We start from the raw sequence: 14,525 nt of genomic DNA on the forward strand, positions 1-14,525 counted from the left end.
GCCATGCACTGCCCGTTCTGCCGCCACGCCGATTCGCGCGTCATCGACTCGCGCACGAGCGACGACGGCCTCAGCATCCGCCGTCGTCGTCAGTGCCCGCAGTGTGGAGGCCGTTTCACCACGATCGAGACCGCGAGCCTCAACGTCATCAAGCGCTCGGGCGTGATCGAGCCCTTCAGCCGCGAGAAGGTCATGTCGGGCGTGCGCAAGGCGTGCCAGGGGCGGCCCGTGACCGATGCCGACCTCGCGGTGCTCGCGCAGACCGTGGAGGAGAGCATCCGCCAGACGGGCGCCTCGCAGCTCGACGCGAACGAGATCGGTCTCGCGATCCTCGGCCCGTTGCGCGACCTCGACGAGGTCGCCTACCTCCGGTTCGCGAGCGTGTACCAGGCGTTCGACTCGCTCGAGGACTTCGAGGCGGCCATCGAACAGCTGCGGGTCGACCACGGCCGCGCCCGCGCACATGACGAGATCGCGCCGGCCGCCACGGAGTGACCGGATAGCCTAGGAGGGATGTATCCCCTCCTCTTCCGCACCGTCTTGTCGCGCATGGACCCCGAGTCCGCCCACCACTCGGCGATGGTCGTGATACGGATGCTGGGGGTCCCGCCGTTCTCGTGGGCCGCGCGTGCGATCACCCGGCCTGCGCCGGAGCTGCGGACCACCGCCCTCGGGCTCACCTTCGACTCGCCCTTCGGCGTCGCGGCCGGGTTCGACAAGGACGTGAAGGGGGCGTCGGGACTCCACGCCCTCGGCTTCGGTCACGTCGAGGTCGGCACCGTCACCGCGATCCCGCAGGACGGCAACCCGCGCCCGCGGCTGTTCCGGCTCATCCCGGACCGCGCCGTGGTGAACCGGATGGGATTCAACAACCACGGAGCCGAGGCCGCGGCCGCGCGCCTGCGCACGCTCCGCAAGCGCTCGCGTCGCACGGTGCTCGGCGTCAACATCGGCAAGAGCCGGGTCGTCGACGTCGCGGATGCGACCGCCGACTACGTCCGCAGCGCGACGCTGCTCGCGCCGCTCGCCGACTACCTCGTGGTGAACGTGTCGTCGCCGAACACGCCGGGACTGCGTGGCCTCCAGGCCGTCGAGACGCTGCGTCCGCTGCTGGACGCCGTGCGCGGCGCCGCGGGCACGACGCCGCTGCTGGTGAAGATCGCGCCCGACCTCCCCGACGACGAGATCGTCGCGATCGCGCAGCTCGCGGTCGACGCCGGGCTGTCCGGGATCATCGCGACCAACACCACTATCTCCCGCGACGGGCTCGTCACCGACCCCGCGACGGTGGCCGCGGCCGGCGACGGCGGGCTCTCCGGTGCGCCGCTGAAGGCGCGCGCGCTCGAGGTGCTGCGACTGCTGCGTCAGACGGTTCCCGCCGAGTTCGCGGTGATCTCGGTCGGCGGCGTCGAGACGGCAGCCGACGTGCAGGAGCGGTTGGATGCCGGAGCCACCCTGGTGCAGGGCTACACGGCCTTCCTCTACCGCGGCCCTCTGTGGGCGCGGCAGATCAACCGGGGGCTGGCGAGGCTCAGGCCGGCTTCTGGCCGCGCTTGACCTGCGGCTTCGGAAGGCGCAGGAAGCGCATCTGGACGGTGCGCATGGCGGCGTACCAGCCCAGGCCCTTCTCGACCTTGCCCTCGCCGAACTTCTTCCGGACGGCGCGCTTGACGGTGATCGACGTGATCACCATGTCGCCGATGACGAAGAAGATGAAGATCCAGAGGCCGACGAACGCGTAGTACTGCAGGGCCGCGATCGGCAGGAACGTCGCGAGGATGACGAGCACCATCGCGGGCATGACCGCCTCGCCCAGGTGCCAGCCGGCGTCGACCCAGTCGCGCACGAACTTGCGCTGCGCACCCTGGTCGCGGGCCGGGAGGTAGCGCTGGTCGCCGTTGGCCATGCCGATACGGGCCTTCTCGCGCTGCGCGGCGAGATCCGCCTTGGCGCGGGCCTTCGCCTCCTTGGTGTCGGGCACGAGGGGGCGCTTGCGGGCGGCCTCCTGCTCGGCGCGCGAGGGAGTGGGGCGGCCCTTGTTCGAGGGGCCGGTGGGGACGCCGTTGAGCACGGTGCCCTCCGACGGTGCGTCGTTGGACGAAGGAGCTGCAGGTGTCTTGGCCACGGGTGATCCTCGGAGTGCGGAGAAGGGGTGCACTTAAGATTACCCGCATGACCTCTGAGCTCTCCCGACAGGATGCTGTGCGCGAAGCCGCGGCTTCCGGCATCCCTTCCGCCCTCGCCGATCTCGGCGATCTCGTGCGCATCCCGTCCGTCGCGTTCCCCGGGTTCGACCCCGCTCAGGTGCAGCGCAGCGCGGAGGCGGTCGCCGAGCTCGTGCGGGAGACGGAGCTGTTCGAGACGGTGGAGATCCGCACCGCCGTGATCCCCGAGACGGGGGAGCGGGGCAACCCCGCCGTACTCGCGACGCGCGCCGCCCGCAACGGCGCCCCGACGATCCTGCTCTACGCGCACCACGACGTGCAGCCGGTCGGCGACGAGTCGCTCTGGGAGTCGTCGCCGTTCGAGCCCACCGTCCGCGGCGGCCGGCTCTACGGCCGGGGTGCCGCCGACGACAAGGCCGGCATCATGGCCCACCTGGCGGCGCTGCGCGCGCTCAAGGAGGGGATCGGCGACGACTTCGACCTCGGTGTCGCGCTGTTCTTCGAGGGGGAGGAGGAAGCGGGCTCGCGGTCGTTCGCGCAATTCCTCTCCGACAACGCCGACGCGCTGCGCGCCGACGTGATCGTCGTCGCCGACTCCGGCAACTGGGACGACAAGACCCCCGCGCTCACCGTGTCGCTGCGCGGCAACACGCGCTTCACCCTCCGCGTGCGCACCCTCGAGCACGCCTCGCACTCCGGCATGTTCGGCGGAGCGGTGCCCGACGCGATGATGGCGACCGTCACGCTGCTGGCGACGCTGTGGGACGAGGACGGCGCCGTGGCCGTGGCGGGACTCACGGAACGGGATGCCGAGACCCCTGAGTACACCGAGGAGACGCTGCGCGACGAGGCCGGGCTGCCTGCCGGCGTCTCGCCTGTCGGCCGCGGCACGATCCTCAGCCGCATCTGGAACAAGCCGTCGATCACGGTGACGGGCATCGACGCGCCGAGCGTCGTGAACGCCTCGAACACGCTGAGCCCTGAGATCTCCGTCGTCATCAGCGCCCGCATCGCGCCCGGTCAGCCGGCGCGCGAGGCCTACGCCGCCATCGAGGCGCACCTCCGCGAGCACGCGCCGTTCGGGGCGCAGCTGACATTCAGCGATCAGGACTACGGCGACGCCTTCCTCGTCGACACCTCGGGCTGGGCCGTGGAGGCTGCCCGAGAGGCGCTCCACGAGGGCTACGGCGTCGAGTCCGTCGACATCGGCGTGGGCGGGTCGATCCCGTTCATCGCCGACCTCGTGCGGGAGTTCCCGGGCGCCCAGATCCTCGTGACCGGCGTCGAGGACCCGCACGCCAAGGCCCACAGCCCCAACGAGTCGCTGCACCTCGAGACGTTCCGCAATGCGGTGCTCTCCGAGGCGCTCCTGCTCGAGAAGCTCGACGCGCGCGTGTCGCAGGCGTGACGCGACGGCTCCGGGATCGGCGCGAACACGCCGGTCCCGGAGCCTTCTGCCAGCGGGCACGCGTAGAATCGTCGCATCCCGCCGCCTGAGTGGATGATCGATCCGGGGCGGCCCTTCCGGAGGAGTGCCATGACCGACACCGCACTGACGACCGAGCAGACCGCCCGCGAACACGGTGTGCTGCTGACCGACGCCGCCGCCGGCAAGGTCAAGAACCTGCTGGAGCAGGAGGGACGCGACGACCTGCGTCTGCGCGTGGCCGTGCAGCCGGGCGGGTGCAGCGGCCTGATCTACCAGCTCTACTTCGACGAGCGCTACCTCGACGGCGACAAGACTGTCGACTTCGACGGCGTCGAGGTGATCGTCGACGACATGAGCGTTCCGTACCTCGACGGCGCCACGATCGACTTCAAGGACACCATCTCGGAGCAGGGCTTCACGATCGACAACCCCAACGCGGCCGGGTCGTGCGCGTGCGGCGACAGCTTCCACTGATCGCTAACGATCCGATACTTTTCCGGCGGGTCCGGTGCGCTCCGATTAGCGCCCGGGCCCGCCTTTTTCCGTCTCTGCGACACGATCAAACCTGAGCGGATGGCCTGAATCGCCTGGGCGGTTGCCCTAGACTGACGTGAGTCCTGTTCGTGATCGGAAAGGTGCACCGTGCCTTCGAAACGCCGTATCCGCTGGGCCGTTCTCCCACTCGGGATCGCAGCGGCTGCAGTCCTCGCCGGATGCACCCCGACCGAGCTGCACGGCTTCCTCCCCGGGTTCACCGAAGACGGCCAGCCGGCCACCAACCACGTCGACATGGTCGCGGGTCTCTGGGTGAACTCGTGGATCGTTCTGCTCGTCGTCGGCGTGATCACGTGGGGCCTGATGGGGTGGGCGGCGATCGCCTACCGGCGTCGCAAGGGCCAGATGGGTCTTCCCGTCCAGCTGCGCTACAACATGCCGATCGAGATCTTCTACACGATCGTCCCCCTCATCCTCGTGGTCGGCTTCTTCGCCTTCACCGCGCGCGACCAGGCGATCCTCGAGACGCAGTACGACGAGCCCGACGTGGCGATCACCGCGATCGGCAAGCAGTGGTCGTGGGACTTCCAGTACGACGGCGCCAGCGATGACGAGACCGTCTGGACCATGGGCGTCCAGGCGCAGACCGATGAGCGCGGCGACGTCATCAGCGAGCTGCCGACCCTCGTCCTCCCGGTCAACGAGTCGGTCAAGATCAAGCTGCAGTCGCGCGACGTCATCCACTCGTTCTGGATCATCGACTTCCTTTACAAGAAGGACATGTACATCGGCAAGGACAACTACTGGTCCTTCACCCCGACCCGCGAGGGCGAGTACGCCGGCAAGTGCGCCGAACTCTGCGGCGAGTACCACTCGATGATGCTGTTCAACGTCAAGGTCGTCAGCGCAGCCGAGTACGAGGACTACCTCGCCACGCTGCGCGAGGCGGGACAGACCGGCGACATCAACGACGCCTACGACCGTCTGCAGAACGCGCCCGGGACGGGCGCTCAGGGCGAGGGATCCGAAGAGGGAGACAACTGATCATGGCGACGACGCTTCCGCTCCAGGAGACGACGCAGGGTCGCCCCACCACCCTGCCGCCGCGTCAGGCCGCACTGCTCAGCGCATCGCGCGTCGAGCAGAAGGGCAACATCATCGTCAAGTGGATCACCTCCACCGACCACAAGACGATCGGGTACCTGTACCTCATCTCCTCCGTCATCTTCTTCCTCCTGGGTGGAGTGATGGCGCTGATCATCCGTGCCGAGCTCTTCGAGCCCGGGATGCAGATCATCCCGACCAAGGAGCAGTACAACCAGCTCTTCACGATGCACGGCACGATCATGCTGCTGATGTTCGCGACGCCGCTGTTCGCGGGCTTCGCGAACGCGATCCTGCCGCTGCAGATCGGTGCCCCTGACGTCGCCTTCCCGCGTCTGAACGCCTTCGCCTTCTGGCTGTTCCTCTTCGGCTCGACCATCGCCGTCTCCGGCTTCCTCACCCCGCAGGGTGCCGCCGCGTTCGGCTGGTTCGCGTATCAGCCGCTCGCGAACGCGTCGTTCTCCCCTGGGGTGGGCGGCAACCTCTGGATGCTCGGGCTCGGCATGAGCGGTTTCGGCACCATCCTCGGTGCCGTGAACTTCATCACGACCATCATCACGATGCGCGCGCCCGGCATGACCATGTGGCGCATGCCGATCTTCTCGTGGAACACGCTGATCACCAGCATCCTCGTGCTGATGGCGTTCCCCGTGCTCGCCGCCGCCATCCTCGCCGCCGCCGCCGACCGCGTGCTCGGCGCCCACATCTACGACCCGGCCAACGGCGGTGTGCTCCTCTGGCAGCACCTGTTCTGGTTCTTCGGTCACCCCGAGGTGTACATCATCGCGCTGCCGTTCTTCGGCATCGTGTCGGAGATCTTCCCGGTCTTCAGCCGCAAGCCGATCTTCGGCTACAAGACGCTCGTCTACGCGACGATCGCGATCGCCGCCCTGTCGGTCGCGGTGTGGGCCCACCACATGTACGTCACCGGCGCTGTGCTGCTGCCGTTCTTCGCCCTGATGACGATGCTGATCGCGGTGCCGACGGGTGTGAAGATCTTCAACTGGATCGGCACGCTCTGGCGAGGCTCGGTGACCTTCGAGACCCCGATGGTCTTCGCCCTCGGCTTCCTGGTGTCGTTCGTGTTCGGTGGTCTCACCGGCGTGATCCTGGCATCGCCGCCGCTCGACTTCGCCCTGTCCGACTCGTACTTCGTCGTGGCGCACTTCCACTACGTCGTGTTCGGCACGGTCGTGTTCGCGATGTTCGCCGGCTTCTACTTCTGGTGGCCGAAATGGACCGGGCGCATGCTCAACGAGCGCCTCGGCTACGTCCACTTCTGGATGCTGTTCATCGGCTTCCACATGACCTTCCTCATCCAGCACTGGCTGGGCGTCGACGGCATGGTCCGTCGCTACGCGGACTACTCCGAGGCGGACGGCTGGACCTGGCAGAACCAGGTGTCGACGATCGGCGCCATCATCCTCGGCGCCTCGATGATCCCGTTCCTGTTCAACGTCTGGATCACGTCGCGCAAGGCGCCGAAGGTCACCGTCAACGACCCGTGGGGCTACGGTGCCTCGCTCGAGTGGGCGACCTCGTGCCCGCCCCCGCGTCACAACTTCACGTCGATCCCGCGCATCCGCAGCGAGCGGCCCGCGTTCGACCTGAACCACCCCGAGGCGGGTATCCCGGTCGGCGTCGGTCCCGCGAAGGACGCCCCCGAAGCCCCGGTCTCCGACCTTGCCGATGGAGAGGTGAAGTAAGGTGCGCACGAACACCGGACTCTGGTGGCTGCTGACCATCTTCTTCCTGGTGGTGGCGGTCGTCTACACCGCGTGGAACATCATCGCCCACCCGGACGTGCCGTGGTACAACGGCATCGAGTGGGTCGGCAGCGTGGCGCTGCTGTTCACCGCACTGATGGGCGCGCTGATCGCGTTCTACATCGGCAAGGTGCACAAGGCGCAGGGTGGCGAGCTGCCCGAGGACGTCCTCACGTCCGACATCGACGACGGTGACCCTGAGCTGGGCGAGTTCAGCCCGTGGTCGTGGTGGCCCATCGTCCTCGCGTTCTCGGCGGCGCTCGGCATGATCGGCCTTGCGGTCGGCGCGTGGATGATGCCCATCGGCATCGCCGTCTTCGTCGTCGCGATCGTCGGCTGGGTCTACGAGTACTACCGCGGCTACTTCGCCCGCTGATCCGGCGCTGCCGGTCCGCATGGCATATCGCGTGATGCGCACGGGGACCCGTCTGTGACGGGGCCCCGTGCGTTTCTGCGTGCGGCGGCCTGCTCCGACATCGGCCCGCACCGCAAGACCAATCAGGACGCCGCATTCACGGCCTCCTGGGGCGCAGCGGTGGCGGACGGCGTCGGGGGAGGACCCGCGGGCGACCTCGCCTCGGCGGCGTTCATCCACCGGCTGGCCGCGGGCCGTCTGGACGGCCTCGAGCCCGTGCAGCTCGCCGACGCCGTCCGGTCGGCCAACTGGGACCTCCGCGCCCATGTCGAGCGCGATCCGTCTCTGAGCGGCATGGCGACGACGTTCACCGGACTCTTCGCGGCCCGCGACGGCGGGCTTCTGCTGGCCCACACGGGAGACTCGCGGGCGTATCGCCTGCGAGGCGGCGAGCTCGCACAGGCGAGCAGGGACGATTCGCTCGTGCAGGCACTGGTCGACCGCGGGATCGTATCGATAACGGATGCTGCGTCCCACCCTCGTCGCAACATCATCACCGCCTCGCTGAGCGGCGCCGAACGCGATGCCGCGACGGTGACCGCGCACGATGCGCAGACCGGTGACAGGTGGCTGCTGTGCAGCGACGGCCTCACCGACTACGTGCCCGACGAAGAGATCCGCGATCTTCTTCTGGAGTTCCCGCACGCGGGAACGGCGGTCGAGGCGTGTGTGGCGGTGGCTCTGGAAGCCGGTTCCTCTGACAACGTCACCGTGGTGGTGTGCGACGTCGTCCTTGACGCCGGCGAGAACGGCGTCACGCCCGCGCAGACGGCGTTCTACGGTGCGGCCGCCGAACGGTTCATGGAGGGGCTGGAGTCGGCCTGAGGCGGGCGCTCAGCCCACGACGGGCGCGCGCACGACCATCACCTGCGCGTCGAACACGCGGGGGAGTGCTCCCTCGTCGTTCTCGGTCGGCTGTCCTTCGCGCACCCAGTACTCGTAGCCGCCGATCATCTCTTTGACGGGATAGCCGAGCTTGGCGAACTCGATGGCACCCTTCGCGCCCGCGTTGCAGCCGGGACTCCAGCAGTAGACGACGACGGGGGTCGAGCTGTCGATCTCGCGCGGTGCGCGATCGGCGATCTCGCGGTACGGCATGTGGACCGCACCACGGATGCGTCCCTGTGCCCACGCCTCATCGCCGCGGACGTCGACGAGGACGAACTGCTCGCCGGCCTTCTGTGCGGCGTACACGTCGGAGGAGTCGGTCTCGAGGGCGAGTTTGGCGGAGAAGTACGAAAGGGCGTCGATCATGCATCCACGCTAGGTCAGCATCCGTGGCGGGACCTTCGAAAGCGCGGTCAGACGTCGTCTGATTCCTGCCGATCCGTGACGGGCGGACACGTATCGCTGCACAGAACGACGGATGCCCCGGCACGATCGTGGAGATCGTGCCGGGGCATCCGTCTGCGAAGTGCGGCGACCCTACTGGTCGGACTCCTTCTCGCGGTTGCGCGGAGGCTTCCTCCCGGGCTCGGGCTCAGGAACGATGACGTTCGAGGGGCGCACGGGCACCTCGCCGTGCTTGCCGTCGTCGAGCGGCTTGTGCGGAGCGTCCGGAACGCCGGCGCGCTCGTGAGCCGCCTGGATCTCGAGGTCTTCCTCGGCCGCGATGTGGTCGAGGTCGTGGTGCTGGTGAGCCAGCGCCGCGTCGAGCTCGGCCTGCGTGACGGGGGTGAGGCGGTCCTCGAAGAACCAGCGCGAGATGGAGGCGCGGAGGTTCTCGTGCCACGGGATCTGACCCTTGGCGTTCGGACGTACCACCAGCGGCTCGTACGTGTCGAAGTCGGCCAGCTTGAAGCGCTCGTAGTCGTCGACGGGCTGGTGCACCTCGATGTACTCACCGCCGGGGAGGCGGACGATGCGACCAGACTCGTAGCCGTGCAGCGCGATCTCGCGGTCCTTCTTCTGCAGCGCGATGCAGATGCGCTTGGTGACGAAGTACGCGATCACCGGGCCCAGGATCAGCAGCGCCTGCAGCGTGTGGATCACGCCCTCCATCGTCAGCCAGAAGTGCGTGGCGATGATGTCGGAGGCTGCCGCGGCCCACAGCACCGCGTAGAACGTGACGCCTGCCGCGCCGATCGCGGTGCGGGTCGCCGAGTTGCGCGGACGCTGGGCGATGTGGTGCTCGCGCTTGTCGCCGGTGACCCACGCCTCGATGAAGGGGTAGATCAGGACGAGCACGATGAACAGGCCGAGCACGACGAGCGGCACGATGATGTTGAACGACCACGTGCGGTCGAGGAACACGATCTCCCAGCCCGGCGGAACCAGGCGCAGGGCGCCGTCCGCGAAGCCGATGTACCAGTCGGGCTGGGTGCCGGCGGAGACGGGGGACGGGTCGTAGGGGCCGTAGTTCCAGATCGGGTTGATCGTGAACAGCGAGGCGATGAGCACGATCACGCCGAACGTGATGAACAGGAAGCCGCCCATCTTCGACATGTAGACCGGCATCATCGGGTAGCCGACCACGACGCTGTTCGTGCGGCCGGCGCCGGCGAACTGCGTGTGCTTGTTGATCACCATGAGCATCAGGTGGAGCACCAGCAGGCCGACGAGGATCGCGGGCAGCAGCAGGATGTGCAGCGTGTAGAGGCGGCCGACGATCGCGTCGCCCGGGAACTGTCCGCCGAACAGCAGGAACGAGGTCCACGTTCCGATGATCGGGATGCCCTTGACCATGCCGTCGATGATGCGCAGGCCGTTGCCCGACAGCACGTCGTCGGGGAGCGAGTAGCCGGTGAAGCCCTCGCCCATCGCGAGGATGAACAGGATGAAGCCGATCACCCAGTTGAGCTCGCGCGGCTTGCGGAACGCGCCCGTGAAGAACACGCGCAGCATGTGCACGCCGATACCGGCGACGAACACCAGGGCGGCCCAGTGGTGCATCTGCCGGACGAGCAGACCGCCGCGCAGATCGAACGAGATCTCGAGCGTCGACGCCATGGCGGCCGACATCTCGATGCCGCGCATCGGCAGGTAGGCGCCGTTGTAGTGCGTCTCGACCATCGACGCCTGGAAGAAGAACGTCAGGAACGTGCCCGAGAGGAGCACGACGACGAACGCCCACAGGGCGATCTCGCCCAGCATGAACGACCAGTGGTCGGGGAAGATCTTGCGGCCGAGCTCCTTGACGAAGCCGGAGAGGCTCGTGCGCTCGTCGATGTAGTTCGCGGTGGCGCCGATGAAGCGGCCGCCCAGCGGACGGTCGCCGTTGCGTGAGACGGGAGCCACAGGAGCCGCAGGCTGCTCAGTGACGGTTGAGGTGCTCAATGACGCTCCCAGAAGCTCGGGCCGACGGGTTCGAGGAAGTCGCTGCGGGCTACGAGGTAGCCCTCGTCGTCGACGGTGATGGGCAGCTGCGGCAGCGGACGCGCCGCCGGGCCGAAGATGACCTTCGCGTGGTCGGTCACATCGAACTGCGACTGGTGGCACGGGCACAGCAGGTGGTGTGTCTGCTGCTCGTAGAGCGCGACCGGGCAGCCGACGTGGGTGCACACCTTCGAGTACGCGACGATGCCGTTGTACGACCACTCCTTGCGGTCCTCGGACTCGGTGAGCTGCTCGGGGAGCAGACGCACAAGGAGCACGAGTGCCTTGGCCTTCTCATCGAGGTAGCCCTCGCTGTGCGAGACCTCGGCGAGGGCCTCGGGGATGACGTGCACCGCGGAGCCGAGGGTGAGGTCGGCCGCCTTGATGGGCTCGCCCGAGGGGTCGTGCGCCAGGCGCATGCCCTCCTTCCACATGGTGTGCTCGAGGAGGTACACGGGGTCGCCGGCATGCGGCTTCTCCGGCGAGTTGAACGGCGCGAGGCCGCGGAACAGCACGACGCCGGGCACGACCGATGCCACGAGTGCGGCGATCAGCGAGTTGCGCACCATCGCACGACGGCCGAAGCCGGACTCGGCGTCCGCGTCGGCGAAGGCCTTGATGGCGGCCTCACGCGTCGTGTCGCGGCCGCGCGTCGCGTGACGGGGCTCCACGAACTCCCTGTCGGACATGACGGCCTTCGACCAGTGGATCGCGCCCACGCCGATGGCCAGCAGCGCGAAGGCGATGCCGAGTCCGATGAAGAGGTTGTTGTTGCGGATGTCGACGATCCGCCCGCTCTCGATCGGGAAGAGCATGTAGGCGGCGATCGCCCAGATGCTGCCGGCGATCGACAGGTAGAAGAGCGTGTAGATGGCACGGACCGCGCGCTTCATCGAAGCGGGGTCCTTGTCGGTCATCCGCTCGCGGTGCGGGGGGAGGCCAGGGTTGTGCACCGGGTCGGTGACCGCCACAGCGAGCCCGGGGGAGGGCTTCCAGGAAGCCCTCTCGTGCTCTAGCGGGTCGTCCTCGTGGGCCATGCTGCTCCTCGTCAAGTCTTACGTGTGTCGTTCGTCGATCAGTTGGACTTCGCCGTGATCCACACGGTGATGGCGATCAGCGAGCCGATGCCGAAGATCCAGATGAAGAGGCCCTCCGAGACGGGGCCGAGCGAGCCGAGCGAGAATCCGCCCGCAGACTCGTTGTCCTGCAGGTACAGCAGGTAGGTGATGATGTCGCGCTTCTCTTCGGTGGTCAGCGTCATGTCGTTGAACACCGGCATGTTCTGCGGACCCGTGACCATCGCCGCGTACATGTTCAGCGGCGTGGTGGTGTGCAGGTTGGGGGCGTACTTGCCCTCGGTGAGCGCACCGCCGGCGCCGGCGACGTTGTGGCACATGGCGCAGTTGATGCGGAAGAGCTCGCCACCCTCGGATGCGCTGCCGCCGCCGTCGAGGACCTCGTCCTCGGGGTAGGTCGGACCGGGCGCGATCGACTGGATGTAGGCGCCGATCGCGGTGATCTGCTCCTCGGTGAACTGCGCCGGCTTCTGCGGAGCCTGCGGGCCCTGCATCTGCAGCGGCATGCGGCCGGTGCTCATCTGGAAGTGCACGGCGAGCTCGCCGACGCCGTAGAGCGACGGGCCGTCCTCGGTGCCCTGCACGTCCAGGCCGTGGCACGTGGCGCAGTTGGCCTGGAACAGCTTCTTGCCGTCTTCGACGGTGAGCGCGGAGTTCGTGACGGTCTCGGGCGTCGTGGCCGCCATCGCGGCGGATGCCCCGGCGTAGACGCCGCCCGTGATGAGCAGGCCGATGCCGATCAGTGCGGCTGCGGCCCAGGGGCTGCGGCGGCCTTTCGAGCGGCGCGTGGTCTGTCGTGCCATGTCGGGTTTCAGCTCCGCTCTCACTTGAGGAAGTAGATGACGAGGAAGAGGGCGATCCAGACGACGTCGACGAAGTGCCAGTAGTAGGACACGACGATCGAGGACGTCATCTCTTTGCGCCCGAAGTTCTTGACGGCGTACGCGCGCCCGATGACGAGGAGGAAGGCGATGAGGCCGCCCGTCACGTGCAGGGCGTGGAAGCCGGTGGTGAGGTAGAAGGCCGACGCGTAGGAGTTCGCGCTGATCGGCATGCCCTCGGCGACGAGCTGGGCGTACTCCCACACCTGGCCCGAGACGAAGATCGCGCCGAGCGCGAAGGTCAGCCAGAACCACTCGACCATGCCCCAGCCGAGCCAGCCGCGCTTCTTCGTCGAGTAGGGCTGGAAGCGCTCTGCGGCGAACACGCCCATCTGGCACGTGACCGAGGACAGCACGAGGATGATCGTGTTGACGGTCGCGTACGGGATGTTCAGCAGCTGCGTCTCCTGCGCCCACAGTTCGGGCGAGGTGTTGCGCAGGGTGAAGTAGATCGCGAAGAGGCCCGCGAAGAACATCACCTCGCTGCCGAGCCACACGATGGTTCCGACAGCGACCGGATCCGGCCGCTTGACGGACCGCATGGCCTGGGAGTAGGTCGCTGTGGAGGTCGTCACGCTCCCCATTATGGCCGATTCGAGGCGTCGATTTTCGCATCGGAGGGCATGTCTTCACCTCCTCCGGAACTTAGGGGAGCCTAAAAGGACCCTGCGACTTCGCCGTGAACCCGTGGTGAAGACGCAGAATCGCCGCGCCCGGGACGCCGTGTCACGAAACGGTTCCGATTCCCGAGCCCGGCTAGGCTTCTCGGTTATGGCGGAGCTGTACACCTGGCCGGGAATCCTCACCACGCTGCTCGAGCGGCGCGACCTCACCGTCTCGGAGTCGACGTGGGCGATGCGGCAGATCATGTCGGGCACCGCCACCCCCTCTCAGCTGGCGGGTTTCCTCGTCGCGCTGCGCGCCAAGGGCGAGACGGTGGACGAGATCGTCGGCTTCCGCGACGCGATCCTCGAGGCCGCGCTCCCGCTGCCGGTCGACGCCGCCGTCCTCGACATCGTGGGCACCGGCGGCGACCGCTTCGGCACCGTCAACGTGTCGACGATGTCGGCGCTCGTGGCCGCAGCATCCGGGATCCCCGTCGTCAAGCACGGCAACAAGGCGGCCAGCTCCTCGTCGGGATCCTCCGACGTGCTGGGCGCGCTCGGCGTCGACCTCGCGCTGTCGCCGGCCGCCGTGGCCGAGACGCTCTCCCGCACCGGCATCACGTTCGCGTTCGCGGGCGCCTTCCACCCCGGGTTCAAGAACGCGGCGGCGACGCGCAGCGAGCTCGGCGTCCCCACGGTCTTCAACTTCCTCGGGCCGCTGTGCAACCCGGCGCGCGCCGAGGCGAACGCGGTCGGCGTGGCCCACCTCGACCGGGTGCCGCTCATCACGGGCGTGTTCCGGACGCGAGGCGCGACGGCGCTGGTGTTCCGCGGCGACGACGGCCTGGACGAGCTCACGACGACCGGTCACAGCCGGCTGTGGGAGGTCAGTCGCGGCGACATCCACGAGCACGACCTGGACCCGCGCGACCTCGGCATCCCGCTCGCCGACATCGACGACCTGCTGGGCGGCGACCCGGCTCACAACGCCGGCGTGGTGCGGCGGGTGCTCGGCGGCGAGGAGGGCGCGGTGCGCGACATCGTGCTGCTGAACGCGGCCGCGGGCATGGTCGCCTACCGCCTGTTCCGCGACGCGGCACAGGTGCAGCGGCCGATCCTCGAGCGCCTCGCCGAGGCCCGTGACGACGCCGCCGCCGCGATCGACAGCGGCGCGGCGACGGCCACGTTGGACCGCTGGGTCGAGGCGACGCGCGCACTCGCCTCCTAGGCCTGGCTCCGCGTCGGGGTTTTCCCCGGCGCGCGCTCTTCCGTCC

At 68.2% G+C, this 14,525-nt stretch carries 15 protein-coding genes; 9 read left to right on the forward strand and 6 right to left on the reverse strand.

Annotated elements, in window-relative coordinates; genetic code table 11:
- Nucleotides 1–3 precede the first annotated feature (3 nt).
- Both nrdR and ASF40_RS04855 read left to right on the forward strand, forming a co-directional pair.
- The gene (nrdR, locus tag ASF40_RS04850) at nt 4–495 is read left to right on the forward strand and encodes a transcriptional regulator NrdR (RefSeq protein ID WP_056367113.1); all 492 of its coding nucleotides are present in this window, start codon (nt 4–6) and stop codon (nt 493–495) included.
- 18 nt (nt 496–513) lie between these two features.
- Entirely contained in the window at nt 514–1,557 is a 1,044-nt protein-coding gene (locus ASF40_RS04855; protein WP_056367114.1) for a quinone-dependent dihydroorotate dehydrogenase, read from the forward strand.
- Here ASF40_RS04855 and ASF40_RS04860 read toward each other — a convergent pair.
- Entirely contained in the window at nt 1,532–2,125 is a 594-nt protein-coding gene (locus ASF40_RS04860) for a DUF3043 domain-containing protein (protein WP_045298935.1), read from the reverse strand. The two genes, ASF40_RS04855 and ASF40_RS04860, sit on opposite strands and share 26 nt — an antisense overlap.
- A gap of 47 nt (nt 2,126–2,172) precedes the next feature.
- On the opposite strand from ASF40_RS04860, the gene ASF40_RS04865 reads away from it, so the two are divergent.
- The 6 genes from ASF40_RS04865 to ASF40_RS04890 all read left to right on the forward strand — a co-directional run bounded on the left by ASF40_RS04865 (nt 2,173) and on the right by ASF40_RS04890 (nt 8,199).
- On the forward strand, nt 2,173–3,573 hold the full coding sequence (locus ASF40_RS04865; protein ID WP_056367115.1) for a dipeptidase: 1,401 nt from the start codon (nt 2,173–2,175) through the stop codon (nt 3,571–3,573).
- Nucleotides 3,574–3,702: 129 nt separating this feature from the next.
- Nucleotides 3,703–4,068 carry an iron-sulfur cluster insertion protein ErpA gene (gene erpA / locus ASF40_RS04870; protein ID WP_045298933.1) on the forward strand — a complete coding sequence of 122 codons (366 nt, stop codon included), beginning with the start codon at nt 3,703–3,705 and terminating at the stop codon, nt 4,066–4,068.
- Nucleotides 4,069–4,236: 168 nt separating this feature from the next.
- Nucleotides 4,237–5,133 (forward strand): aa3-type cytochrome oxidase subunit II, encoded by an 897-nt coding sequence (gene ctaC / locus ASF40_RS04875; protein ID WP_056367116.1) that lies wholly within the window; start codon nt 4,237–4,239, stop codon nt 5,131–5,133.
- Between the two features lie 2 nt (nt 5,134–5,135).
- The gene (gene ctaD, locus ASF40_RS04880; protein ID WP_045298929.1) at nt 5,136–6,899 is read left to right on the forward strand and encodes an aa3-type cytochrome oxidase subunit I; all 1,764 of its coding nucleotides are present in this window, start codon (nt 5,136–5,138) and stop codon (nt 6,897–6,899) included.
- A 1-nt stretch (nt 6,900) separates the two neighbouring features.
- Nucleotides 6,901–7,335 (forward strand): cytochrome c oxidase subunit 4, encoded by a 435-nt coding sequence (locus ASF40_RS04885; RefSeq protein WP_056367117.1) that lies wholly within the window; start codon nt 6,901–6,903, stop codon nt 7,333–7,335.
- Nucleotides 7,336–7,389: 54 nt separating this feature from the next.
- Nucleotides 7,390–8,199 (forward strand): PP2C family protein-serine/threonine phosphatase, encoded by an 810-nt coding sequence (locus ASF40_RS04890; RefSeq protein ID WP_200919433.1) that lies wholly within the window; start codon nt 7,390–7,392, stop codon nt 8,197–8,199.
- A gap of 9 nt (nt 8,200–8,208) precedes the next feature.
- Here ASF40_RS04890 and ASF40_RS04895 read toward each other — a convergent pair whose 3' ends face one another.
- The 5 genes from ASF40_RS04895 to ctaE form a co-directional block, all read right to left on the reverse strand.
- Nucleotides 8,209–8,628, reverse strand: coding sequence for a rhodanese-like domain-containing protein (locus ASF40_RS04895; RefSeq protein WP_056367118.1), 420 nt, complete (start codon nt 8,626–8,628; stop codon nt 8,209–8,211).
- 171 nt (nt 8,629–8,799) lie between these two features.
- A complete protein-coding gene (qcrB, locus tag ASF40_RS04900; protein WP_157549423.1) occupies nt 8,800–10,611 on the reverse strand; it encodes a cytochrome bc1 complex cytochrome b subunit in 1,812 nt (603 codons plus the stop codon).
- Nucleotides 10,612–10,646: 35 nt separating this feature from the next.
- The gene (qcrA, locus tag ASF40_RS04905) at nt 10,647–11,726 is read right to left on the reverse strand and encodes a cytochrome bc1 complex Rieske iron-sulfur subunit (RefSeq protein ID WP_056367120.1); all 1,080 of its coding nucleotides are present in this window, start codon (nt 11,724–11,726) and stop codon (nt 10,647–10,649) included.
- A gap of 38 nt (nt 11,727–11,764) precedes the next feature.
- Complete coding sequence (qcrC, locus tag ASF40_RS04910) at nt 11,765–12,568, reverse strand: cytochrome bc1 complex diheme cytochrome c subunit (RefSeq protein WP_056367121.1); 804 nt, start codon at nt 12,566–12,568, stop codon at nt 11,765–11,767.
- 20 nt (nt 12,569–12,588) lie between these two features.
- Nucleotides 12,589–13,230, reverse strand: a complete 642-nt coding sequence (gene ctaE / locus ASF40_RS04915) for an aa3-type cytochrome oxidase subunit III (protein ID WP_056367122.1) — start codon at nt 13,228–13,230, stop codon at nt 12,589–12,591.
- Between the two features lie 187 nt (nt 13,231–13,417).
- Here ctaE and trpD point away from each other — a divergent pair, with 187 nt between their 5' ends.
- Nucleotides 13,418–14,479 (forward strand): anthranilate phosphoribosyltransferase, encoded by a 1,062-nt coding sequence (gene trpD / locus ASF40_RS04920; RefSeq protein WP_056367123.1) that lies wholly within the window; start codon nt 13,418–13,420, stop codon nt 14,477–14,479.
- The last annotated feature ends 46 nt before the right edge of the window (nt 14,480–14,525 follow it).

This window comes from Microbacterium sp. Leaf288 (assembly GCF_001422925.1).
Classification (GTDB): Bacteria; Actinomycetota; Actinomycetes; order Actinomycetales; family Microbacteriaceae; genus Microbacterium.

Excerpts from the sequence above, each read along its gene's own strand:
- nrdR (WP_056367113.1), top strand. The coding sequence starts at position 4 with ATGCACTGCCCGTTCTGCCGCCACGCCGATTCGCGCGTCATCGACTCG.
- ASF40_RS04855 (WP_056367114.1), top strand. The coding sequence starts at position 514 with ATGTATCCCCTCCTCTTCCGCACCGTCTTGTCGCGCATGGACCCCGAG.
- ASF40_RS04865 (WP_056367115.1), top strand. The coding sequence starts at position 2,173 with ATGACCTCTGAGCTCTCCCGACAGGATGCTGTGCGCGAAGCCGCGGCT.
- erpA (WP_045298933.1), top strand. The coding sequence starts at position 3,703 with ATGACCGACACCGCACTGACGACCGAGCAGACCGCCCGCGAACACGGT.
- ctaD (WP_045298929.1), top strand. The coding sequence starts at position 5,136 with ATGGCGACGACGCTTCCGCTCCAGGAGACGACGCAGGGTCGCCCCACC.
- ASF40_RS04895 (WP_056367118.1), bottom strand. The coding sequence starts at position 8,628 with ATGATCGACGCCCTTTCGTACTTCTCCGCCAAACTCGCCCTCGAGACC.
- qcrA (WP_056367120.1), bottom strand. The coding sequence starts at position 11,726 with ATGGCCCACGAGGACGACCCGCTAGAGCACGAGAGGGCTTCCTGGAAG.
- qcrC (WP_056367121.1), bottom strand. The coding sequence starts at position 12,568 with ATGGCACGACAGACCACGCGCCGCTCGAAAGGCCGCCGCAGCCCCTGG.
- ctaE (WP_056367122.1), bottom strand. The coding sequence starts at position 13,230 with ATGGGGAGCGTGACGACCTCCACAGCGACCTACTCCCAGGCCATGCGG.
- trpD (WP_056367123.1), top strand. The coding sequence starts at position 13,418 with ATGGCGGAGCTGTACACCTGGCCGGGAATCCTCACCACGCTGCTCGAG.